Raw genomic sequence first — 22,753 nt, 5'->3', positions numbered from 1 at the left:
CCATTAGATTTCCGGTCACGGCCGGAGATCTTTTACCCATGAATACGCTTAATTTTAGGAAAATGTTTCATTCGGGGTCATTTTACAATATTTTCATTTGCACTTTGCAAAAGCCGCCATTATTCTGTTAAGTGGAGGGATTCAAAAATGAGAAAAGCTTTACTGACAGGATTACTTATGGTGGTGGTTATCCTCAGCGCCTGCAGCAATAATAGTTCAGCCCCTGCTTCAGAGGAAGAAGCGCAGGAGACCGTACAAAACTTCTACGATAAGATGTCAAAATTCGATGAAAAGGGCAAGTCTTCCCTGGATAATTTCAACACTACTTTAACCTCTTATTCGACAGGAAAAGCCTCGGACAAGGAGCTGGAGAAAGCGGTTGATCAATTCCAGGATGCGACATCGGAAATTGCCGATGAGGTGGGGGATGTGAAGATTTCCAAAAGCCTGCCTGAAGAGGTTCAAAAACTACTGAGTGAATCAATGATCGCTTTTAAAAGCGCGTACTCCATTAAAGAGCAAGCCTCGAAAAGCGCCGTTTCTCCCGACGTTACGGCCGATGAGTTCAATGCAATGAACCAGCAGGCGGATGTGGCGATGCTGTATGGCATTTCCAAGCTGAATGAAGCAAGGGCTGCCGTAGGGCTGATCGAAGATGAGATCGGTACAGAAGCTGCGGGGACTGCGGATGCGGAGTCTGGTACAGCAGTGGGCAGTACGGACGTAAAGCTGGCTCCGACGACAGAGAATAGCACAAATTCCGGGACATCGACCGTTACCGGCGGCAAATAAGGAATACCCACAATTAATGTTGAGGTCCGTCCTTACACAACATGGTAAAAGGCGCTTCACAGCTGCAGGCTGTGTGCGCCTTTTTATTCGTTATTGGGAATGGAGCAGCCGATTTTTTCATTTACGATATATAGAATTATACACCTATTTTGTGGAAAACAGGCACTTCCCTCTGTCATTTATTTCTGGTTGATTAATAAGCGGAACTGCGGATATAATACAAACATACGTTCGTGTTATGAAAAGTATAAGTAATGCATTAACATCGGGAAGGGGAATGGCAATGACACTCGGCAAGAAGCTGAAAGGCAATGGCCTGTGGGAGAGCAGCCGGATGATGCTACCGGAGCATAAGAGCCGGATTATAAGAGATGAACGGGAAACGTTGCGCACGATTAAGCCGATTCTGGATGAACAGAAGCTGGAGGAGATCGAGTGTACGCTGGCTCTGTCGCTGCGGGCGCATGTCCGTGTGACGGTTGTTCTGTTTGATCCTTTTGAGCGCAAGCTGCTGAGCGGCTTTGTGACCTCCATTCACACCCACTCGCGCGAATTCAAGCTGCAGTGGGCGGAGGAATGGAAATGGGTCAACGTGGACGATATTTTGGAGGTATACATCGTTTGATGATCGGTTGCCGGAATGCATGCGGATTATATTTTTTTGTAGGAGAAGACCATCATCAAGACCTCTATCTTTTAAATGATGCCCATATACCACATCAACATGTACAGGACATTGAACAGATTAGGGGGAACAACAACGGTGAGGCTGGCGGATGCAACGGCAAACGTAATTCCCACAATGAGCGAAAGTATCCCGGCGTACTGAGCGTGTACGAATAAATTGAACAAGGAAATGGAAGGATCATTTGGACGGGTCAGTGCAAAGTACTGCCTGAACTGGCTGAATACATTCTTAACGATAAACTGCAGACCGGTAACATCGAAGTACGGATTGATCTCTGTTTTGTTCGCACCGGCGAATACGATGGAGAGATAGGCGTAGGACAGGATAAACAACAGCAGATTGCCGAGATTTCTGCGCAGCGGGGGGAGTAGCTCCATGCAAACCGTCACTCTGGATAATACATAGATAAAGGGTAAAATCAGCAGTACAAAAGGCGCAATATAGGAAAGAGGCTCAATCGCATAACTTTCCCCCCCTGCTGAGCTGCATGATCAGAGCCATGACTTCAACGGCCATGGCAACCAGCGCAAGGTAGAGGAAATTTGCCAAACGTTTGGATTCCGCATATTGATGCACATTTAGGGGAGAGGTAGTATAGTACAACTCCAGTTGCAGCGTAACATCTCTTCCGATGGAGTTTCGGATCAGGAAGATACCCCCGAATAGCAGCAGACAGTTAAAAAACAACACCACCAGCAGACCCATCCATACGGAGTTATAGGTCCCTCTGTAGTGCCCGTCAAGGAGACTGTTTTTAATAACGGTGGTTAGGCTGCCGGTAGTATCATTCGCCGGAAAGTAATAATAAGTACAGCACGCAAACACTACGATTGTCCACAGAAAGCTTGCTCTTCGTATGCGTTCCTTCACCAGGACCAGAGATACAGACAGGAGATTTAAGGCGGAGGCGGTTCTTGTCATGCTGGTGATTCTCCTTTGATCTTATCCTGGTGAATGAGATAGAGGTAGACATCCTCAAGGGTGGGATAGACCGGCTCGGCCCCGGCGCTTGGCGGTGTTGACGAAAGGACACGGACCTCAATTCCGTCGCTTGATCTATTGCTGCTGCTGCATATGTATTTGTCTTGAAGGGTAGCAAGCCCGCTGTAATCCACGTTCATCTTCCATACCAGGCCTTCTACAGGTTCTGTTAATTGGTTCACGGCTCCAGCCGCCAGTATTCTGCCTTGCTTCATGATAATAATGCTTCTTGCCAGTGCTTCAATATCGGACACAATATGGGTGGAGTAGATCACGGTTGCGTCTTGCGCGGCCTTGGTAATGAGATTCTTCAAATTTACCCGTTCGTCGGGATCGAGTCCCACCGAGGGTTCATCCAGCAGCAGAAACTTGGGATTGTTAAGCAAGCTTGGGCAATGCTGATCCGCTGCCTCATTCCGCCGGAGTAGCTGGCGATATGCTGGTCACCGACCTCATTCAAGTTAAGCACACTTAACAGCTCTTGTATTCTGCCCGCTGCATGCCTCTTGGATAATCCTTTTAGAGCGGCAACATACATCAGGAATTCTCGGCCTGACAAGGCCGGGAACAGTCCAAAGGTTTGCGGCAAATAGCCGATCCTGCTTTTATACTCGTTCTGAATCGTGTTGATATCCACACCGTTGCAGTAGACAGTTCCGCTTGTCGGCTTTTTGGCCATGGTCAGAATATTCATCAAGGTGGACTTGCCTGCTCCGTTTGGTCCCAGCAGACCGTAAACCCCTTCGTGAAATTCCAAATGTACCGGATACAGTGCATGACTGTTATTCCGGTACACTTGTTCTACATTATGAATAGTGATGTTCACATTTGCCCCCCAAACCCAGTTCAAGTTTTCAAAATACAAAAGGCACTCCTCGTGGAAGTGCCCTGTAAGGTCATGGCAATAATCTCCCTGTGAAGAGTTTCACAAATGGATTTTACCATGTGAATCTATTATTTTCCACATATGATATGAACTGCTTGTACTGGTATTTCATTTCAATTTACGCCGGTTGCCTCCGTCTTCTCATAAGCGATCAGGGTAACGGCCTTGTTGCCTGTAATTTGGGCAATTGCCGCTTCGGCCTGGCGGATCACCTCCACGGCATCTTCCTGATCGGCAAGTGCAGCCACCTTGTAGCTATCGCTGTGAATCTCCATTGTGTTATCCCACCCTTCATTGTTATTTTAGCCTTTTTCTGCGGAAATCATCCACCCGGGAGCTTGATCAAGACAGGTATACAAGAAATGCAGCATGAGAAGGCATTTACTATACCAGGGGGTGATTATATGCTGACATTGGATCAGGTTAAGAGTAAATCTGCCGGATCGCTGGGCAAACTTCATCCCGTGCTGCAAGCTGCTGCGGATGAGTTGATCCAGCGGAGCTATGCCAAGGGTGTCCCCATTATCATTACTCAGGGGATGCGCACAATTGCAGAGCAGAATGCGCTTTATGCGCAGGGCAGAACCAAGAAGGGACCGATTGTTACGAATGCCCGGGGAGGCAGCAGTTATCATAATTACGGATTGGCCATTGATTTTGCGCTGCTGCTGCCGGATGGCAACAACGTATCCTGGGATATGAACCGGGACGGAGACAGCGATAAGGTCCCAGATTGGCAGGAAGTGGCTGAGGTAGCTAAACAGCTGGGGTTTGAATGGGGCGGCGATTGGACTTCCTTTAAAGACTATCCCCATCTGCAGATGACCTTCGGACTTACAACCGCTCAGCTACTGGCCGGAAAGCATCCGACCGAACAACAGGTGCAAGAGGCTTTGGCTAAGATCAGCGCAAACGAACCGGCAGAGGAACAAGGGATCACCATCGTGCTGAACGGGCGTAAGCTCACAACCGGGCTTGTAGAGAACGGGACAACGTATGCGCCTGTGCGGGCAGTTGCGGAAGCGCTTGGCGCCAAGGTAACTTATGATGCCGCAAGCAAGACCGTCAACCTCGTTAAGGAATAACTTGTATGAATAGATGCCGCACCTTGTGGGGAAATTATCAGCGACAAACCATGAAGGGGGCATAACAACTTGAAGAAGCTGATCACAAGCCTTGCATGCGGTACAGTATTATCGATAAGTTTGCTTGGAGCCGGTAACGCAGCGAATGCTGCAGGAACGGCCGGGATGGGCTCGGCCGTTCCTGATACGGGAATGAACGGACTGAAGACAGAGAACAGAACAGAGAATAGAACAGGCAACACCATGGGCAACATGGGGACCAGAACCGGAGCCCCTATGCTTAACCAGGAAGACAATACCCTGATGAACCGGACTACAGGAACGACACACAGGAACGATTCGATCATGAACGATAGGATCCGTACAGGAACAAACGACACCTTGACACAATATCCGGATACCTCGCGTGGCACCAAATACCGGGCGACCAGCACCACTACAGCTGCCACAACCAACGGCAGAGGCTCCAACTGGGGCTGGCTCGGACTCCTGGGACTCCTGGGGCTGGCCGGTATGCGCAGCAGAAGCGGTGAACGTGATCGCCAATAGCATCCGTACGCTTGAACTTGACCCGTCCCGGCTCCGGCCGGGATGTTTTTTTGCAAATAAAATTTTTGGGATTTTGATTGCGTGTTTGCGGGATACGTGATATTATATTTCTTGTCGCGTTACAACGCACATTTCATGCCGGGGTGGCGGAACAGGCAGACGCACAGGACTTAAAATCCTGCGGTACGTGAGTACCGTACGGGTTCGACCCCCGTCCTCGGCATCAATAGCAACAGTGAAAGGCGCATTCAAGTGAATGCGCCTTTTCTTTGCACGTAAGTTAGAAAAAGGATAATGTAATTAAAGAATCGAATTAAGAATGTGTTGAAATCTGTAGTTCATTGAAAAGATAAAGAGCATCTTTAAATCCCTGCAAATAGATGGAGCGCTCAAGAATGGCTTGAAGCGACAACTGAGTGTCCTCATACAGGAAAGCAGTTTTCTGCTGTTCCTCGGGCAGAGCGTTCCAAAGTTGCTGAAAGCACTGATCGCTTTCCAGTAAAAGCACTTTATAGTTAGAATCGGTGTCCAACAGTTCACGGTACATCGCTTCAACCCGTATGCGAATCAATGGATCAGTTAAAGCTTCTAAAGATTCAAACAAACAGGACACCTCCAAGTTTTTTAACTTTATAAGGTCATTATATAACCTTGTGGAGTTGATTGTAAAGCTAAATTTAACTCTATAAGGTCAATTAGCTGTCTGCAATTATCATTACATAATAGTTGGAGGGGAACATTTTGTTGAAAAGCAATTTAAGAGTTCTGATGGCTAAACATCGCATAGACGACATCACCGAATTAATGGAGAAATCAGGTCTTAGTCGAAATTCAATTAATAAGCTGTACAGAGAAGCCCACCTGGAGACTATTAAGCTGGAGACGCTATTTAAACTTTGTGATATGTTTCAATGCAAGCTGTCAGACTTAATTGAGTATGTGCCAGAAGAATAGATGGTTATTGAAGAAGCACTCGGGAGAGTGCTTTTATTTTTGTCAGATAAATGTTCTTCAAATAGATCTTATATTGATAAATTCAAGAAACTGCATTTGAAGTCGTGCCAAACGTAAGCGTCAAATAAATAACCAACGGCTGTTCCTGCACCGGGGAATATTGCTGTGCCAAGTGCTGCTCCGAGCGGAAGATCAAAGTGATCGGCATCGACTCCATCAGCGGAGTTCGAAAATCTCTCGATTATATTGCGGGCTTGATCCGTGAATGCGGAAATCCACCAGAAGATATTAAAAATGTAATTGATTGTGTGGTTCAACTTCAGTCAATATATAGAGAAGAGCATATTAGTACCGAGAGTGATATTACCGGAATATGGCTTGCTTTCATGTCTAGCCTGAGGACTTGCCGGGGACAGTATGCCGGGTATTTAGGAGTTCATTTTTCTGATTTTTTAAAAGTGAGCAGTGATATGTTTACAAGAATCAAGCGCGGGATGAGCGTTACAAAATCGCGCGAAATACGGGAGAATTATATGTTTACACGGACTGCCGAGGAGATAAGGGCCAACGACAGCCGGTATAATTACTTTGGCCAATTCGGAAATTCTCATGTCGGAAGTCCATTTAACATTATTGAACCGTTTGCGAACCGCTTGAATGATTCTGATGTATCCCCAGTCCGAAATTCCGTCGTTAGAATTTGCTGTATTTATAATGATTGCGACGAACTGCTTGAGTCCGGAAACCGTTTTAAAATCAAAAAAATCAGTTATCCCGTGCCGCTGCAAGCGTTGTTTGAAGGAATATTTCCTGACGGAGCGACGGTTGTAAAACTGGACCATGAGGGATCGCCCTTTACGATGCTGAGCGGGAAAGAAGATGCCTTTCTTCGCGATTTTTATCCCGGTAACATTCAGTATTGCATTGTCATCAATGGATCGGCTGCAAGCCACCCGCTATGAGTCCGGAGGCACCTGGGAATTCTGCATGAAGAGGTGGTTAGCAATGAAGATTATGATTGTGGAAGATGATGAGACCATTCGTGAAGAATTATCAATACTGGTGTCGTTTAACGGTTACTCGGTATGCGCACCGGTCCATTTCTCCAATATCCTTGAAGAAGTCGCGTTGGAGAATCCGAATCTGATTCTGTTGGATATCAACTTACCTGGTATTGACGGTTTTAAGCTTTGCTCACTAATACGCGAGGAATCGGGCATTCCGATTATTTTTGTAACGAGCCGGAATACAGATATGGATGAATTAAACGGCATTATGAGAGGCGGAGATGATTTTATTACCAAGCCTTATAATGCTTCTATTTTGCTTGCCCGTATTACGGCATTACTCAGACGTGCGTTCCCGAACGAGAATAAAGATTATCTGTCCTGCAGGGATGTCTACTTCTATTCGGACACAGGTAAAGTCCACTATCATGGCGAGAGTGTGGAGTTGACGAAAAATGAAAGCAAGATACTAGCTTATCTGTTCAAGCATCAGGGACAAATGGTCTCCAGAGCAGATCTGGTGGAATATTTATGGGACAATCAATTGTATATTGATGACAATGCTTTAAGTGTTCATGTCACAAGGCTCCGCAGCAAGCTCAGCCAGATTGGCATCGATAACTTGATTCAGACTAAATATGGGCAAGGATACAAAGTATGAAGAAAAGCCAATATCTTAAGGATCAGCTGTTAGTGGGTGTACTGAATGTCTTTGGCATGCTGACTTTAACCTTGCTCCTGCTCACGCTCAATATTCAGTTTGAAGAGGTACTATTAATTATTCTGGTGTGGCTTGCAGGTGCAGTAATGTATAGCTTTCTTGATTACCGTGGCAAGAACAAAAGAATTAGCCGGACGGTTGCTCTTCTGGAGAAACTTGAACATAAGTATTTGTTGTCGGAAGTTATGGATGTTCCGGATACAGGTGAAGGCTTAGCTTATTTCAAAATATTGAAGGCGTGCAACAAATCTATGCTGGAAAAAGTATCGGCAACGAAACGTGAACGGAAAGAGTACAAGGATTACATTGAGCAATGGATTCATGAGGTGAAAACACCGATCGCCGCCATTCAGATTATGTGTGCCAATAATAAGTCGGAACTCTCATCGAAAGTACTTTCCGAACTGCAAAAAATCGATCTGTATGCCGAGCAGGCCCTGTACTATGCCCGCAGCGACGAAGCAGAACGCGATTTTCTGGTAAAAGAGGTTTCGGTTACCGATATGGTTCATCAAGCCATCGCCGACAATAAACAGATTTTGCTCAGAAATAATGTCCATGTTGACGTAGAGTCCTCACCTCATACTGTTTACACAGACCGTAAATGGGTGGAGTTCATTCTGAAGCAGCTGATTACAAATGCCGTACAGTACCGAAATGTGCACTCTCCGGAAATTCGATTTCAAGTCGTTCCGGCTTCCAGTGGCTTGGCACTCACGGTAAAAGACAATGGTATAGGCATCAATGAGAGCGATTTACCCCGGATTTTCGACAAGGGCTTTACCGGCGAGAACGGAAGGATCCGGAAGAAATCAACGGGGATGGGCTTGTATATATGCAAGCGCTTAGGCGATAAGCTGGGAATACATCTGGAGGCGGAATCTTATCCGGGTGAAGGAACTTCTATTATCTTGGAATTTCCGAAAGGAAGCTTCACCAAAGTGTAGCGGACAGGAACTCGAATCTTTCAAAGATGAAAGATTTTAGAAAGCATTCCGGATACAATGTTTTACCTGCTCAAGGTACACTGTAGTGGAGGTGAAAAACATGAATGAGTTACTGAAAATCGAGCATGTAGAGAAATATTACGGTAATGGCCCTTCCGTTACGAAGGCGATCGATGATCTCAGCTTCGCGGTCAAACAGGGAGAATTCATTGGTATTATGGGTGCATCCGGATCGGGAAAAACAACGCTCCTGAATTGCATCTCTACAATTGATACGGTTAGTGCAGGTCACATTTATCTTTCGGAAACCGATCTGACGGAAATACCGGAAAGCGAGCTCGCGCGTTTTCGCCGGAGGAACCTCGGTTTTATATTTCAACATTTCAATTTGCTGGATACCTTGACCATTGGTGAGAACATTGCTCTTGCGCTTACGATTAACAAGACTCCCCCCCATGAAATCGATGTGCGTGTCCGGCAAATCGCCGTTCAGTTAGGCATCCATGATATTCTGCATAAATTTCCTTATCAAACATCGGGAGGGCAGCAGCAGCGCTGTGCCTGTGCGCGGGCGATGGTGAACGATCCCAAGCTTATCCTTGCCGATGAGCCGACCGGAGCGCTGGACAGCAGATCATCACAAATGCTGCTGGATACCATACAAAGCATGAACGAGCAGCTGGATGCCACAATTCTGATGGTAACCCATGACGCTTTCTCTGCGAGTTATACCAAGAGAGTGCTCTTTCTCAAAGATGGGCGGATATTTAATGAAATCTATCGCGGCAGTAAATCCAGGAAGCAGTTTTTCAATGAGATACTGGATGTGATGGCTCTGCTCGGGGGGACCTGTTCGATGTACGCTAAAATGATCCTGCGGAATATCAAGCGCTCCAGAAAAGATTATTTGATCTATATGGTCACACTGATTTTCTGTGTCGGGCTGTTCTATGCATTTATGGCTTTATCAAGCCGTTACTATAATCCCTCACTGGGAGAAGAATTCACCTTCTCCTCGGTCCGCGGGGATATGACATTGCCTATACTGGCGATTACAGCCATTCTCTTATTTTTGATTAAATACGTAAATGACTACATGATTAAGCGGAAGCAAAAAGAATTTGCAATTCAGACCATTCTGGGCATGGAGCAAAAGACTACAGCGAAGCTTTTTTTTGTAGAGACGCTTGCCATGGGGGGAATTGCGGTTAGCCTTGGAATCATTATAGGATGTTTTCTCTCTCAATTGATTACGGCTATGCTGCTAAGCACCTATGACCAGCCCTTCAAATTTACCTTTCCTCTTTATACCGACACGCTGTTGTTCACTCTATTGTTCTTTGGTTCGGCATTTGGCCTGATCGGATGCCTGAACATCAGGTCCATTCGGAGAATCAAGATTATTGATATGCTGCATGCTGATAAGAAAACGGAAACGGATTACAAGAGCAGCGCCTGGATGTCCGTCTGGGTCATTCTGGCCGCCGCCACGGCAGCATTAATGCTGTTCCGGGGGATTTATATCTTCCGGAAATTCTATTCGGACAGCTTGCCCGAAAGCCTCCAAATATCTCTGTACGGCAGCGTAATATCTCCGGCAATTATGGTCTTGTCTGTAATATATTTTGGACTCGGAAGATGCTTTTCCAAGCGGTTGGGCTTCAATGGCCTGTTGGGAACTCTGATGACTCTTGGTATTTTTAACGTGGTATTTTCTTTTCGGGTATCCCGAAGCTCTCATGTAACCGTAAGTTCAAATGTTGAGATTGCAGCCGCTTTTTTTTTCGTGGCGCTCAATGTTTGCGGCTTCTTCTACTTCCTGAACCGCTGGATAGCCTATTTGAAAGAGAAATCCCCCGGACTTACATATAACGGTGAGAATCTGTTTCTCTTTGGACAGATAATGGCCAAATTAAAAACGACATCCAAAACCATGTCCATCATTTGTCTTATACTGGCGCTGTCTCTATTTCTGTTTGCCTTGGAGCCGGTCATGACGGGGTGGATGAGCGGTCATTTGGAGAAAAAAAGCAAGTATGACGTCCAAGTGTTCAGCCAGTACAACAATATCCGATACGAGAAGAACATAGCTCAGGCCGACTATGGCTTTGTGGCCGAATTCTTAAAGCACAGGAATGTCCAGGTTGCCGGGATCCTTGAATTCACCAGCTATTTCGTTAACCGTGAGAATTTCAATAAGAGAAATAAATATCAGTTCCCCGTGTTGGCACTCTCGCTATCCGACTATAACTTTCTGCGAAGCTTGAATAATCTGGAGCCTATCCGGCTGAGCGAAGAGGAATTTACGACTCAGTGGAATGCGTTAGCAGATCCAAAAGTGATCAACGGATTCTTGAACGAGCATCGGCAGCTCCGTGCAGAGACGGCGGACCTTGTCATATCCTCAACGCCTTTTTATCAGGATGATCTGGGACCGTATTTGTATAACACCTACACTGAGGCATTATATGTGTTTCCGGATAAAGTCTGTGCGGAGCTTATGCCTGCTAATCAATTGCTCTTCATTAATACTGCAGATCCGCTGCCCTATAAGGATGCAGAACAATTGAGAACACTCTTTGATCAAACTGTTCGTACTGCTGATACTACAACAGGAAATTCAAGTGAGATCAGGCTAAGCACTCTGCAGATCAATGACAGTACGGCAGGAGGATTCACAACAAAGGCAATGCTGAACTATACAGGCGTAGTACTGCTGATTATCTGCTTCACTGTTTTGTCTTTGCAGCAGCTTTCAGACTCTTCAGATTTTAAATACAGGTTCAGCATCTTAAGAAATATGGGAATATCCGAGCGACAATTAAACCGTATTATTTTGAAGCAAATGGGGATCTGGTTCGGTACACCCGTTCTGATGGCCTTTATTATTAACATCCTTTTAATATTCTTCATGATTGACAGCTTTTACGCAGAACTGTCCGCTTATATCGGAATACAGAGTGTATTGACGAGCAGTTTTGCAGCGCTGTCTGCCGTTATAGTGCTATTGGGTTGCTATTTTATAAGTACGTGGATATTGTTTAAACGCAATATCGCATAATGATTAATGGTTGCTATGCTTTCCTAGTCGAGTTATTGTTCATCCGAAGCAGCGGTTTGTTAACTAAATTCGAAAATGAGAAGGGGAAAAGACATTGATCAGAGTAGCAATATGTGACGATGAAATCCGGATTCACGAAAGGTTGCAGCGGTACTTCTCACAGCTGCAAATCGAGACCTCTTACGATTTCAAAATCCACTTTTTCGAAGCAGCTGAAGAATTGCTTGCTTATTATAAGGATGCCGGACCATACGCTTTTCATATTGTAATTATGGATATGGAGATGAACGGGATGAGCGGTTTGGAAGCTGCAAAGACCATCCGTTCCTTTCCGGATTACGATGTCCAATTTATTTTTATCACCCATTATCCAAAGTATATGTTGAGCAGCTTTGAGGTCCAGCCATTTCAATTCTTAGTGAAGCCAATGGATTATGATCTGTTTAAGTATACATTCACTCGATTGTGCAGCTATCTGTTTGCGAACGATAGCCGCTTCGTGACCATGAAGTCGGAGAATGGCTATATTGTCTTGCGTAAGCCCGAGATCATAGCCTTAGCTAAGATCAAGCACAGCCTGCTTCAGAATAAAATCAAAGTCGTGACCATCCATCATAACTTTTGCGTGACAGGGACACTGACGGAGTGCCTGGCGAGAATCAATGAACCGTTCAAGCTGATTCACCGGTCGGTTGTCATTAATTTGGAGCATGTGCGGAGATTTACAGCCACTTCAGTCATTATGTCCAACGATGAAGAATTTCCTATAGGCCGTACCCAGGCCGGCACTGTCAAAAATGCTTTCGCTGAATTTATTGTGGGAAGTTCCAGAATATGAGCAGCCTCTTTTTATACAGCATGTTGTGGTCGACTGGAATAATAGTTGTGCAATTAGTATTGACGCATCAATATTTTAAGATAGTGTCAAATAACTGTTCAACTGGGAAATGGTTAAAGTTCACGCCTTGTTCCATTTGTGGAATATTTATTTATTTGCTGTGCTATTTCTTGTCATTTGGATATGAGACATCACTGCTGTTCTATCTCAGTATCTTTCTTATTGCGCATGCCTATATTGATTCCCTCGGACTGAGAATGTCTTATAGCGCGATTTATATTTTTGTGTGCCTAATCTTGGAGTTTGCTTCTGCATGTTGGGTTTCGGAACAGCAAATACCGGAACTGGGCATTTCGTCCGGCATAAATTATCGTCAACTCGTTTTCATCTATGCTTCACTGCCTAAACTTCTCCTGGTGCTGCTGCTCAGGATTTATAGGCATAGCCAAAGCTGCCGTATTAACAAAAGTGACTATCTGATTATGCCGGTAATTATTGTTATCAATATGTATGTAATACATCGTCTCTGTCTAGATCAGCCGCAAAGAATATCTATCTCTGTCACTGTAACTTGCATATTTCTGATTACTGTTTTCTTAATCCTGATAATCGAGCGGTTAATGAGGAATTACACATTGGAGGGCGAAAATCATCTGTTGCAGCAACACAAAGAATACTATGATGTAATTTCGAATGAATCTACCAGTTCTATTGAAGAGATCAAACGAATTGTACACGATACCAACAAGCAGTTGCTATACATACAGACATGTATTCAGGAAAAGGAGTACCACGAAGCCCTTGTGCACACGAATAAAATGCTAAGAGAGCTCAACGAATCTGATAAAAGAATTTTTACGGGGAATCTAGTAATTGACGCTTTAGTGAGCAACATGCTTAACATTGCCCAAGAAAACCATATTAACGTACAGCATGAAATCTATATTGGCGCATCAGATATCAAGATTGATCCTTATGACTTATGTATTTCTCTTGGAAATGTTCTTGATAATGCACTGGAAGCAGTGAGCCTTGTTCCTGAACAAGAAAAGAGATTCATCCGTCTGCAAATCAATTCTGCCAATCAGGTTCTGCTCATTCATGTCTCCAACTCCAGGCCAGATTGTACATGCAGCAAGAAGCACCTTACCTATAAGAATGCTAAATTCCACGGATTGGGTTTAGGTAATGTCCAGAATGTGACTTCCAAGTACGGCGGATATTTGAGGAAAATTACAAACTACAAGCAATTTGAAGTCTTTGTTGTCCTTCCGCTTAGCAGATAACAATATTTTATGAACAGCCTCCGACCGGAGGGCTAATACATACTTTTGCTTGAAAAAGAACCTAATCCAAAAGGTGGGAGACCCCCTAAAGACAATTGAAAGATGCTCAATGCCATGCTTTGGGTAGCTCGTACAGGTGCACCGTGGCGTGATATGCCAGAAAATTACGGCTCCTGGTCTTCCGTGTATACTCGGTTTCGCCGATGGCAAAAGGCCGCAATATGGAATCGAATATTAGAAAAAGTTTCGATAGAATCTGACTTCGAGAGCGTAATGATTGATGCAACGATTGTTCGCATCCATCAGCACGGAGCTGGAGCAAAAGGGGGCAACAATTCCAGGCTATGGGACGATTAATTGCCATCATAAGCAGAGGTATTAAAAACCCGCAATACTCTTTTGCAAAAGAGTATCGCGGGTTTTTATTTTCCCCTTTATTTTTTGAACATGACTACTGTGCATCAAAAATATTAATAAATTTTTGTGTAGCGGTTGACAGAGGCATCCCTTTTTTTGTAGCTATTCCCAGACTTCTTGAGGGTATCTTTTCCGCAATCACTAACTCATATAACAGTTTGCTTTTCAATTCTTTTTGAACATAATCCTTCATAATGCAAGCAATCCCTAATCCCTTAATGGCGAATTCTACCATCAAATCCATGTTGCTAAGTTCGATTTGTGGGTCTATAGCGATTCCGTGAGAACGGAAATATTCATCAATATATTCTCGTGTACTCCCACCCTGTTGAAGGAGGATAATCGGGTAGTTTTCTGTAAGCTTTTGGATGGATAAAGATTCATCACAAAGATGTTTATACTTTTCGCCTACAACGAAACAGTCCTTCATTTGTAAGGTTTTGATAATATCAAGGTTACTTTCATCCGTATTGTAGAGATTCAAAATACCGATATCAATTTCGCCTACGTTTAATAGCCTCGCTATTTCATGACTCGAATCATCTTTTATATACATTTTGATATTTGGGTATTCACGATTATATTGGCTGATATATTGTAATAAATCGTATTTGCATACCGCACTGCATACTGATATCCGTAATTGTCCCGCCTGCATCTGCTTTAGTTCAGAAAACTTCCGCTCGGCTGTCAGCATCAGACCGTAACCCTGCTCGATGTACTGAAACATAATTTCTCCCTCAACGGTCAGTGAAACACCTTTTGCATTTCTATAAAATAACCGCCCCCCAAGTTTCTCCTCTAACTGCTTTATGGATTGACTTATTGCGGGCTGAGAGCTAAATAACTCCTTCGCAGCTTTAGAGATACTTCCTAATTTTGCAGTCGTATAAAAAATTTTATAAAGCTCTAAATTGATAGACATATAATAATTCAGTATACCTCCTATCCGAAAATCGTATTTCACTTATATCTATTTATTCAATATAATGAGCTGAAAGAATGTAGTCAATGACTTATCCGCAAGGGAGGCGACAAATATGTCACTACTGTATTATCTGCTTTCATTTTTATCGGGGATTTCTCTAACCTTACAGGTTGGAATAAATGGACAGCTTCGCTCAAAAGTCGGAAGTCCAATTCTCTCCTCATTCATTAGTTTTGCTGTAGGGGCATTGGGTCTTGCTCTTGTATTTTGCTATACTCTAGCAAACGGTACCTATACAATGTCTGGTGAAAATACGATTAAGGGTGTCCGTTGGTGGATGTTAGCAGGTGGTCTATTTGGTGCGTTTTATATATTCACAACCATATTTGCTTCTCCTAAAATCGGATTTGCCAATATGTTCAGCCTGGTAATCTGTGGTCAAATCATTCTTGCCATTTTATTTGACCATTTCGGTCTTTTAGGAAATGATGTTCACCTAATCAACCCTTATAGAATTGTGGGTGTAGTTTTACTTGTGTCGGGCGTGTACATCATACAAAAGCATTGAATGAATTATATCTTACATATTGGAGGGTCATCATTGGACATTACTGATTTTCAAGAGTGGGTAAAACAGTATTATCAAGACAGAGGCTGGTCGGATTTGGATATATTCATTCGTATTGGCTTTTTAGCCGAAGAAACGGGTGAGGTTGCAAGAGCTATCCGGGCACTTGAAATCGGCAGAGATCGGCCTGATGAGAGCAGAGGATCATTTGAAGAAAATAAAAGTCAATTAACGGAAGAACTTGGGGATGTGCTTGGAAATCTTATTGTTATCGCAAACAAGTATGATATTTCATTAGAGGAAATATTCCACTCCCATAAGAAAAAGCTAGCCCAAAGGTATTCATGAGCATCGTCGATAGATAAAGAAAGCTCCGAGGCTTTAGGCCATGAGCTTGCTGAACGTAACATTACCTTGATTACAGCCTGGGAGAGAACTAAGAGAAGATCGCATGACTCTCATGTAGTATTGAGGGCGTGCGATCTTTTTTTATTAAAAGATCAGAACATCACTCATTGTTCAGATTTGCAGTTTTTTCTTCCTCAAAGAAAGCAGTCAAAAAGCCTGCACAATTGCAGGCTTTCTTAAATTGGGCAACATATATGGGCAGCCCCAGAACCATGAGAATTTATGTTAGAATTCAACTTTGGAATCCAGGCATTAATGTTTACCGGCTTCGGCCATCTATTCTATTAATGGTGTGCCAGCCACCTTATACATCGTGAGTTGGTAGACATTTTCCGGGTGGTTTGAATCTCCACATTGGGGGCACAAAGCCGATCAAACCAGAAATTAACTGATGCTGCACCATAATGATGCGTCCTTTTGAGGCTCAAATGGACTCTTTTAATTCCGCTGAACCACGGACTGGACAGCCCGCTGCCAGCCTGTGTAATTTTTTTGGCGGGTGGCTTCATCTAGCTTGGGTTCGTATGTCTCGTACAGCGTAAGTTGGGCTGCAAGCTGCTCGGGGTCGGACCAAACACCTGTGCCGAGCCCGCCGAGATATACCGAGCCCATGGCTGACAGTTCAGCGCAGGTCGACCGAGTCACCACTTTGCCCAGGATATCGGCTTGAAATTGCATGAGCCAGACATTGGATGAAGCTCCGCCGTCGGTCCGCAGACCGAGCAGTTGAATGCCGGACTGCTGCTCCATGAATTCCACCGCGTCCCTAACTTGATAGGCAATGCTCTCCAGAGCAGCCCGGACAATATGGGCTTTGGTGGTTCCGCGGTTCATGCCAGTAATAGCCGCCCTGGCGTAAGGATCCCAATAGGGTGCACCCATTCCGACAAAAGCAGGCACAAGATAAACGCCGTCGTTCGCGGGAACACTTTCGACCAATTCCTGCATTTCCTCTAAGGTAGAGAAAAGCCCTAAATTATCCTGCGTCCATTTGATGCTATCACCTGTTGTCCGGATGATGGCTTCAAGCGCGTACGTCACCTTTCCCCCCGCCCCCCAGGCGATAGCAGTTACAAGACCGTTACCGCCATCGATCGGGGTGTCGCCTATATTCATCAACACAGAGGTGCCGGTACCAAAGGTGGCCTTGGCACTTCCGGGCTTAAAGCAGAGATGGCCATACAATGCGCCCTGGGAATCCCCGATCACACCTGAGATCGGGACTCTTTCATTAAAAAGGCTACTGTCCGCCGTATATCCAAATATGGCATCGGACGGCTTAACCTCAGGCAGCAGGGAAGGGGGGACATCGAAAATCCGGAGAAGCTCTTCGTCCCATTCCAAGGTACGGATATTGAACAGCGAGGTGCGGCTGGCGTTCGTATAGTCGGTAGCATGTGTGCTGCCGCCGGTCAACTTCCAGATCAGCCAGCTGTCTATGGTTCCTGCGAGCAGCTTTCCTTCGGCCAGCAGTTCCGCTGCTCCTTTTGCATGCCTAATGATCCAGCTCCATTTGGTGGCGGAGAAATAAGGGTCGAGCATAAGTCCTGTTTTGGCACGGATGTTGCTTTCGTGACCCGCTTGCTTCAGCCCGGCGCATAGGTCCGCAGTACGCTGGCATTGCCAGACGATGGCATTATATACCGGCTGACCGGTTGTCTTATCCCACATCAGCGCAGTTTCCCGCTGGTTCGTGAGGGTCAGGGCAGCCAGCTCCGCTGGGTGGATGCCGGTTTGCTCCAGCACGCTGCGGGCCACCTTTATGACATTATTATAAATTTCGAGCGGGTCATGCTCTACCCAGCCGGGCTGGGGGAAATGCTGTTTATGCGCCATTCCGCTGCGGGCGATGACTGCTCCTTCAGAGTTTACCAAGAGTGCTTTGGTGCCTGAAGTGCTCTGGTCAATGGCCAAGATATATTTCTGATTGTGGTCCATATGCTTCGCCCTTTACTTGTTGATCAATTCGAGTGCGATTTGCTTGATATTGTCGCCCGTAAGGCCGTAGTGGCGGAAGACCTCCGCTGTTTTGCCGGCAATGGCCGGCTCATCCGGGATGCCGAGCACCTTCATCGGAACGGGATGATGCTGTACGACAACCTCCGCCACGGCAGCGCCAAGACCGCCGTAAATGCTGTGCTCTTCAACTGTAATAATGCGTCCGGTCTCCCGTGCCGCAGCAATTATGGCCTCTTCATCCAATGGTTTAATTGTATGCATGTTGATGACCCGTGCGGATACGCCATTTTCGGAAAGCGCCTTGGCAGCATCGAGGGCAACACGTACGGTTTCACCGGCGGCAATGATCGTAATATCGGAACCTTCCTGTACAATTACAGCCTTACCTATTTCAAACGGGTAATCGTCGGATTCGTATACGTCCTCGACCGGGTTGCGTCCGATCCGCACATATACGCCGCCGTCATATTTAACCAGCGCTTCGGTCAGCTTCTTCGTTTCGTGGCGGTCGGCGGGAAGCACAATCGCCAGTCCCGGAATGGCGCGGGCCACCGCGATGTCCTGTACGGAGTGATGGGACATGCCAAGCGCACCATAGCTTACACCGCCGCTGATCCCGATCAGCTTCACATTGGTCCGTGAATAAGCGACGTCAACCTTGATTTGCTCAATGCTGCGCATGCTCAGGAAACAGGCAGGTGAAGTGACAAAAGGTTTCTTGCCGCTGTGGGCCAAGCCGGCGGACATGCCTACAATGTTCTGTTCTGCAATACCCACCTCGACGAATTGCTCCGGAAATGTATTGGCGAAAGGAGCCATCGCGGCAGAACCGCGTGAATCACTGGCTAGTACCATAATATCCCGGTCGTCTTTGGCCAATTCCAGCAGTGTGTCACAGATGACTTGGCGGTTAGGAATCTTGTTCATTGTTATTACACCTGCCCTTTCTGTGTCAATTCCTCAATGGACGCGCTCAGCTCAGTCAGGGCCAGCGCCAGTTCCTCATCGTTTGGCACATGGTGGTGCCAGGCGGGAACATTTTCGGCGAAGGATACACCCTTTCCCTTGGTCGTATTGGCCATAATCAGCGTTGGTTTGCCGGGGACTTCCGGTACGGCGCGGAATGCCTGCAGCAGTTCTTCCATATCGTTGCCGTTGATGGAAACAACGTTCCAGCCGAAGGCAGCCCATTTCTCGTCCAGCGGGTCGAGGCCCATAACCTCTTCGGTAGTTCCGCTGATTTGAAGCCGGTTGCGGTCGATAATGCCGACCAGATTATCCAGTTTATAATGGGCGCCTGCCATGGCGGCTTCCCAGTTGGAGCCTTCGGCCTGCTCGCCGTCTCCCATCAGACAGAACACACGGTAAGACCGCCCGTCCCGCTTGGCCGCCAGTGCCATGCCGACGGAGATGGGCAGACCATGGCCGAGCGCGCCGGTATTCATCTCGATGCCGGGAACCTTGTTGTTCGGGTGACCGATGAGGCGGGTGCCGAACTGGCTGTAGGTTTCCAGTTCTTCTCTGGGGAAGAAACCGCGGTCAGCCAGAACACACCATAGTGATTCTACAGAATGGCCTTTGCTGGCAATGAAGCGGTCACGGTCTTCCCATTTCGAATTAGCGGGATCAATATTCATAATTTCATAATATAAAGCCGTTAAAATGTCCGTGTTACTCAAAGATCCCCCAGTATGACCCGTTTTGGCGCGGTGAATAATAGTCAGCAGATCCATCCGGATTTGTGCGGCCTTGACTTTCAGTTCCTGGATTTCCATAATATCCTCCTCTTATAGATGTTAATAGAGCAGATCTTTTCTTTACACGTGAAGATTTGACTGTTTAGTGCGGGCAAGATCCGAACCTCTGAGCCAGCTTTGGATTTCCTGTTCTGTAGGGTCTACAGGGTCCGGCGTCAGGCCGGGGATATAATTGCAGGCCTCGTATATGGCCGGAATAACATTGGCATGGATGCCTACGGAATGATGAACATAAGGACCTTTGACGAGCTTTTCTTCCCACAGTGGCCAGTCATTCACTTCCACCCATACATAGGAGCCGCGAGTATAAGGGCCTTCGATGCCACGGGCTTTGCCCAGGAACATCGAGTATTCACCTTGGTCGCCGTCGAACCGGGCAATGGTCATGCCGCCGCCGCGGATTTCACCTTCATGGGTTCCTGGAGCATGGTCGTCAAAGAGGAAATGCTTACGCAGCTTCGGCTTCTGCTCCACAGAAAGCGAGACGGGGAAGTTGCCGCAATGGAAAAGCAGCTCCCCGTTGTCGTTTTCGGGGTGTCGGATGGTAATGTCCGCAAAAAAGGTTGGTAATTCATTCATGGCGGCAGCCTGCACCATAATGGAAGTAATGGCTCCATGGATGTCCGTTTCACAGGTGACTGGAATTTGTTCATCCGTCAGGATTGCATTGGCCAGACAGGGCATGATCGACAGGGCCTCCTGCAGCGAAGACCAGCACTGGATAGCGATAGCACTGCTTCCCGTCTCGCGGGCAAAGGACTTCATGGCAACCTTTAAAGCGGCGATTCGCCTTACATCATCCTCGGTCACTTCGCTGTAATCGAGCTTTTCTTTAATGTAATCCATCGTATCCAGCAGCTCGGCGCTGTTGCCGGCCGCAATTTTTCGGGTGCGGAGCTGAATATCAACAAGGGTAATCGGATGAATTTCAATGCCGAAGCGTTCAAGCAGCTCGCCCTCATTGCACATCATGGTCCAGAATGAAGCAGGACGCGGACCAATCTGGAGAATGCGCAGGCTCTTGAACTGACGCACAACATTGGCTGCTGCGACGAAGTTGGTGAAGCCCCGCTCGAATACTGGATCATTCACCCAGCTGTTGGTTACATAAGTGAAGGGGACGTTGAATCTGCGCAGTACTTTACCTGTGGCGAAAATACCGCATTGAGTATCGCGCAGGCGCATGCCGTCTGCAAGCGGCGCTTCATCCCGCGGCCCCCAGAGCAGAACGGGCTTGCCAAGCGCTTTGCCAACGCGGGCTACAGTGTCTTCGGTGCCGAAGTTACAATGCGGAAAAAATACGGCATCGACTTCTTCCTCTTTGAACCGCTTGGCAATCAGATCGGCATTAATATGGTCGTCGTACAGCAGCCCTTCCTCGTTTAGGCCTTCCAGGTCCACAATGTCAATATCCATTCCAAAGCTCTCAATTTGCTTGCGGATTTCTACTTTGTACTTGAATGCGTCCTCAGCACTGAACGTAAAACGTCGTGTTGGGGCATAACCCAACTTTAACTTCTTCATCATCATTTCTCCTCGGTATGGAATATTTCGATCCTGCTGAAATAAAAACGACAACTAAACAATATTATTAAGTTTAGTTATTTTAACTTAATTTAATATATTTTTTTATTACGACGCCATGTTAACATTGGAATTAAGCGGTGTCAATGAATAATTTAGTTTTGTTTAGTGATAATATCTAAACTCATAACTAAACTTAATGAACTTAATTCAGCTAAACATTGCATCGAATTCAGTTTCGGTGTACACTTCACGTATCACATTGTTGTGTTTGTTAACTTATTAGGAAATGGAGAATCAAGGCATGAAGATGGAAGATATCGCTAAACTGGCCAATGTATCCAAAGCAGCCGTTTCGTTGGCCTTCAGTGGCAAGCCGGGAATTGGCCCGGATACGCGAGAACGCATTCTCCAAGTAGCCTATGAAGCTGGATACAGCCCCAAGAGCAGGGAAGTAGCCGTTACAAAAGCAGATAAATCGTTGCTTTTTCTTGTATGTACAAATTCAGGGATTATCCTTGAAGAATATTATCAGCAGCCATTTTTTAAAGAATTGATTCATTTTATTGAAGAACGCTGCCGGCAGAAAGGATATGCCCTGATTTTTTCAACGTTAGATGTAGAATTTTTTCAGAGGGATATCCAGGTGGTAGCCGATGAGAAACGCAGTGTCGGAACCATAGTGCTGGGCACCAATTTGACCCGTGAACAAATCAGGGATATTCATGCCAAACTGCCGAATCTGATTGTGCTCGATACCTGCTTTGAGACGTTGCCTGTACAATTCATTCAAATTAATAATGTAATGGGTGCATATCAGGCCGGGGTCTATTTGTGCAACATTGGACATACCTCGATTGGCTATATCGCTTCCAATTTGCGAATTCACAATTTTGAGGAACGTAAACGCGGCTTTATGGCGGCGCTTTCTGAGCGGGGTCTGAGGGTATCCGAGGCAGCATATTTGTCCGTAGCGCCAACTATTCTTACTTCTCAGGATGAGCTGAAACGGCAGTTGACCACCTATCTGGAGAACGGGAACACTATGCCTACGGCCTGGTTCTGCGAATGTGACTATATAGCTATCAGCGCCATGAAGACGATGAACGAGTTGGGCATCCGGGTACCGCAGCATACTTCGGTCATTGGCTTTGATAATATTAATGAATCGCTGGTTGTCACTCCGGAGTTGACAACTATTCACGTAGATAAAGAAAGAATGGCCAGTCTGGCAGTTGATCTGCTGACTGATACACTCTCGCAGGGCTCGCAGGGGACAAGCAAAATTATTGTGGACACCATTTTGGTGGAACGGAATTCCTGCGCGGCTCCTGCCGGTTCCGGGCTTGCGGGACAAATGCCGGACAGCTCCGGGCTGGACTAAAATCGTATTGCAT

Annotated in this window: 26 protein-coding genes, 1 tRNA gene and 1 pseudogene; 17 read left to right on the top strand and 11 right to left on the bottom strand. The window is 46.0% G+C overall.

Annotated features, from left to right (window positions below; genetic code table 11):
- Nucleotides 1-147 precede the first annotated feature (147 nt).
- Nucleotides 148-792: a hypothetical protein gene (locus H70357_RS25270; protein ID WP_038595307.1), complete on the top strand. Its 645-nt coding sequence runs from the start codon at nt 148-150 to the stop codon at nt 790-792.
- Nucleotides 793-1,075: 283 nt separating this feature from the next.
- The gene (locus tag H70357_RS25265; protein WP_038595306.1) at nt 1,076-1,417 is read left to right on the top strand and encodes a YolD-like family protein; all 342 of its coding nucleotides are present in this window, start codon (nt 1,076-1,078) and stop codon (nt 1,415-1,417) included.
- A gap of 71 nt (nt 1,418-1,488) precedes the next feature.
- Here the strand turns inward: H70357_RS25265 and H70357_RS25260 are convergent, their stop codons facing one another.
- From H70357_RS25260 to H70357_RS36390, 5 genes are all read right to left on the bottom strand, one after another.
- A complete protein-coding gene (locus tag H70357_RS25260) occupies nt 1,489-1,857 on the bottom strand; it encodes a hypothetical protein (RefSeq protein WP_038595305.1) in 369 nt (122 codons plus the stop codon).
- A 76-nt stretch (nt 1,858-1,933) separates the two neighbouring features.
- Nucleotides 1,934-2,401 carry a hypothetical protein gene (locus tag H70357_RS25255; RefSeq protein ID WP_038595303.1) on the bottom strand — a complete coding sequence of 156 codons (468 nt, stop codon included), beginning with the start codon at nt 2,399-2,401 and terminating at the stop codon, nt 1,934-1,936.
- Complete coding sequence (locus H70357_RS35465) at nt 2,398-2,805, bottom strand: hypothetical protein (protein WP_052092248.1); 408 nt, start codon at nt 2,803-2,805, stop codon at nt 2,398-2,400. The genes H70357_RS25255 and H70357_RS35465 overlap by 4 nt, the downstream gene beginning before the upstream one ends.
- Nucleotides 2,778-3,287 carry an ATP-binding cassette domain-containing protein gene (locus H70357_RS35460; protein ID WP_197073617.1) on the bottom strand — a complete coding sequence of 170 codons (510 nt, stop codon included), beginning with the start codon at nt 3,285-3,287 and terminating at the stop codon, nt 2,778-2,780. Before H70357_RS35460 ends, H70357_RS35465 begins: the two co-directional genes overlap by 28 nt.
- 173 nt (nt 3,288-3,460) lie before the next feature.
- Nucleotides 3,461-3,622 (bottom strand): hypothetical protein, encoded by a 162-nt coding sequence (locus tag H70357_RS36390; RefSeq protein ID WP_197073616.1) that lies wholly within the window; start codon nt 3,620-3,622, stop codon nt 3,461-3,463.
- Between the two features lie 129 nt (nt 3,623-3,751).
- Here H70357_RS36390 and H70357_RS25245 point away from each other — a divergent pair, with 129 nt between their 5' ends.
- From H70357_RS25245 to H70357_RS25235, 3 genes are all read left to right on the top strand, one after another.
- Nucleotides 3,752-4,432, top strand: a complete 681-nt coding sequence (locus H70357_RS25245) for a M15 family metallopeptidase (RefSeq protein WP_038595302.1) — start codon at nt 3,752-3,754, stop codon at nt 4,430-4,432.
- A gap of 69 nt (nt 4,433-4,501) precedes the next feature.
- Complete coding sequence (locus H70357_RS36770) at nt 4,502-4,981, top strand: WGxxGxxG family protein (protein ID WP_052092246.1); 480 nt, start codon at nt 4,502-4,504, stop codon at nt 4,979-4,981.
- A 137-nt stretch (nt 4,982-5,118) separates the two neighbouring features.
- Nucleotides 5,119-5,204: transfer RNA gene (locus tag H70357_RS25235), tRNA-Leu, on the top strand.
- A gap of 90 nt (nt 5,205-5,294) precedes the next feature.
- On the opposite strand, the gene H70357_RS25230 is transcribed toward H70357_RS25235, so the two are convergent.
- A complete protein-coding gene (locus H70357_RS25230; RefSeq protein ID WP_038595300.1) occupies nt 5,295-5,585 on the bottom strand; it encodes a hypothetical protein in 291 nt (96 codons plus the stop codon).
- 137 nt (nt 5,586-5,722) lie between these two features.
- Between H70357_RS25230 and H70357_RS25225 the strand changes: the two genes are divergently transcribed.
- From H70357_RS25225 to H70357_RS37225, 9 genes and pseudogenes are all read left to right on the top strand, one after another.
- Nucleotides 5,723-5,935 carry a helix-turn-helix domain-containing protein gene (locus tag H70357_RS25225; RefSeq protein ID WP_038595298.1) on the top strand — a complete coding sequence of 71 codons (213 nt, stop codon included), beginning with the start codon at nt 5,723-5,725 and terminating at the stop codon, nt 5,933-5,935.
- Between the two features lie 197 nt (nt 5,936-6,132).
- Nucleotides 6,133-6,897: a hypothetical protein gene (locus H70357_RS25220; RefSeq protein WP_038595297.1), complete on the top strand. Its 765-nt coding sequence runs from the start codon at nt 6,133-6,135 to the stop codon at nt 6,895-6,897.
- Between the two features lie 43 nt (nt 6,898-6,940).
- Nucleotides 6,941-7,603, top strand: coding sequence for a response regulator transcription factor (locus H70357_RS25215; RefSeq protein WP_038595296.1), 663 nt, complete (start codon nt 6,941-6,943; stop codon nt 7,601-7,603).
- Nucleotides 7,600-8,610 (top strand): sensor histidine kinase, encoded by a 1,011-nt coding sequence (locus tag H70357_RS25210; protein WP_038595294.1) that lies wholly within the window; start codon nt 7,600-7,602, stop codon nt 8,608-8,610. The genes H70357_RS25215 and H70357_RS25210 overlap by 4 nt, the downstream gene beginning before the upstream one ends.
- A 100-nt stretch (nt 8,611-8,710) precedes the next feature.
- Nucleotides 8,711-9,457 (top strand): annotated as a pseudogene (locus H70357_RS36765) (ABC transporter ATP-binding protein); the annotation flags it as partial.
- Entirely contained in the window at nt 9,440-11,671 is a 2,232-nt protein-coding gene (locus H70357_RS36760; RefSeq protein WP_331281773.1) for an ABC transporter permease, read from the top strand. The pseudogene H70357_RS36765 and the gene H70357_RS36760, both read left to right, overlap by 18 nt.
- 94 nt (nt 11,672-11,765) lie before the next feature.
- Nucleotides 11,766-12,509: a LytR/AlgR family response regulator transcription factor gene (locus H70357_RS25200; protein WP_038595291.1), complete on the top strand. Its 744-nt coding sequence runs from the start codon at nt 11,766-11,768 to the stop codon at nt 12,507-12,509.
- Nucleotides 12,510-13,144: 635 nt separating this feature from the next.
- Nucleotides 13,145-13,795 carry a sensor histidine kinase gene (locus H70357_RS36380; protein WP_179091709.1) on the top strand — a complete coding sequence of 217 codons (651 nt, stop codon included), beginning with the start codon at nt 13,145-13,147 and terminating at the stop codon, nt 13,793-13,795.
- A gap of 102 nt (nt 13,796-13,897) precedes the next feature.
- The gene (locus tag H70357_RS37225) at nt 13,898-14,152 is read left to right on the top strand and encodes a transposase (protein WP_081965917.1); all 255 of its coding nucleotides are present in this window, start codon (nt 13,898-13,900) and stop codon (nt 14,150-14,152) included.
- 94 nt (nt 14,153-14,246) lie between these two features.
- Here H70357_RS37225 and H70357_RS25185 read toward each other — a convergent pair whose 3' ends face one another.
- A complete protein-coding gene (locus H70357_RS25185; protein WP_038595286.1) occupies nt 14,247-15,137 on the bottom strand; it encodes a LysR family transcriptional regulator in 891 nt (296 codons plus the stop codon).
- Between the two features lie 115 nt (nt 15,138-15,252).
- Here H70357_RS25185 and H70357_RS25180 point away from each other — a divergent pair, with 115 nt between their 5' ends.
- Nucleotides 15,253-15,708, top strand: a complete 456-nt coding sequence (locus H70357_RS25180; RefSeq protein WP_038595284.1) for a DMT family transporter — start codon at nt 15,253-15,255, stop codon at nt 15,706-15,708.
- A 33-nt stretch (nt 15,709-15,741) separates the two neighbouring features.
- Entirely contained in the window at nt 15,742-16,056 is a 315-nt protein-coding gene (locus tag H70357_RS25175) for a MazG nucleotide pyrophosphohydrolase domain-containing protein (RefSeq protein WP_038595282.1), read from the top strand.
- Between the two features lie 498 nt (nt 16,057-16,554).
- On the opposite strand, the gene glpK is transcribed toward H70357_RS25175, so the two are convergent.
- Genes glpK through H70357_RS25155 form a run of 4 tightly spaced genes read right to left on the bottom strand, consistent with a single transcriptional unit; the run spans nt 16,555 to nt 21,356 of the window.
- Nucleotides 16,555-18,054 carry a glycerol kinase GlpK gene (glpK, locus tag H70357_RS25170; RefSeq protein WP_038595280.1) on the bottom strand — a complete coding sequence of 500 codons (1,500 nt, stop codon included), beginning with the start codon at nt 18,052-18,054 and terminating at the stop codon, nt 16,555-16,557.
- A 12-nt stretch (nt 18,055-18,066) separates the two neighbouring features.
- Nucleotides 18,067-19,002 (bottom strand): transketolase family protein, encoded by a 936-nt coding sequence (locus H70357_RS25165; RefSeq protein WP_038595278.1) that lies wholly within the window; start codon nt 19,000-19,002, stop codon nt 18,067-18,069.
- A 5-nt stretch (nt 19,003-19,007) separates the two neighbouring features.
- A complete protein-coding gene (locus tag H70357_RS25160) occupies nt 19,008-19,850 on the bottom strand; it encodes a transketolase (RefSeq protein WP_038595276.1) in 843 nt (280 codons plus the stop codon).
- A gap of 42 nt (nt 19,851-19,892) precedes the next feature.
- Nucleotides 19,893-21,356 carry an L-fucose/L-arabinose isomerase family protein gene (locus tag H70357_RS25155; protein WP_038595274.1) on the bottom strand — a complete coding sequence of 488 codons (1,464 nt, stop codon included), beginning with the start codon at nt 21,354-21,356 and terminating at the stop codon, nt 19,893-19,895.
- Nucleotides 21,357-21,660: 304 nt separating this feature from the next.
- Between H70357_RS25155 and H70357_RS25150 the strand changes: the two genes are divergently transcribed.
- Entirely contained in the window at nt 21,661-22,740 is a 1,080-nt protein-coding gene (locus H70357_RS25150) for a LacI family DNA-binding transcriptional regulator (protein WP_156130943.1), read from the top strand.
- The last annotated feature ends 13 nt before the right edge of the window (nt 22,741-22,753 follow it).

It is taken from the genome of Paenibacillus sp. FSL H7-0357 (assembly GCF_000758525.1).
Taxonomy (GTDB): domain Bacteria; phylum Bacillota; class Bacilli; order Paenibacillales; family Paenibacillaceae; genus Paenibacillus_AQ.
Note: the sequence above shows the minus strand (reverse complement) of the source record. Positions and strands in the feature narration are given on the sequence as shown.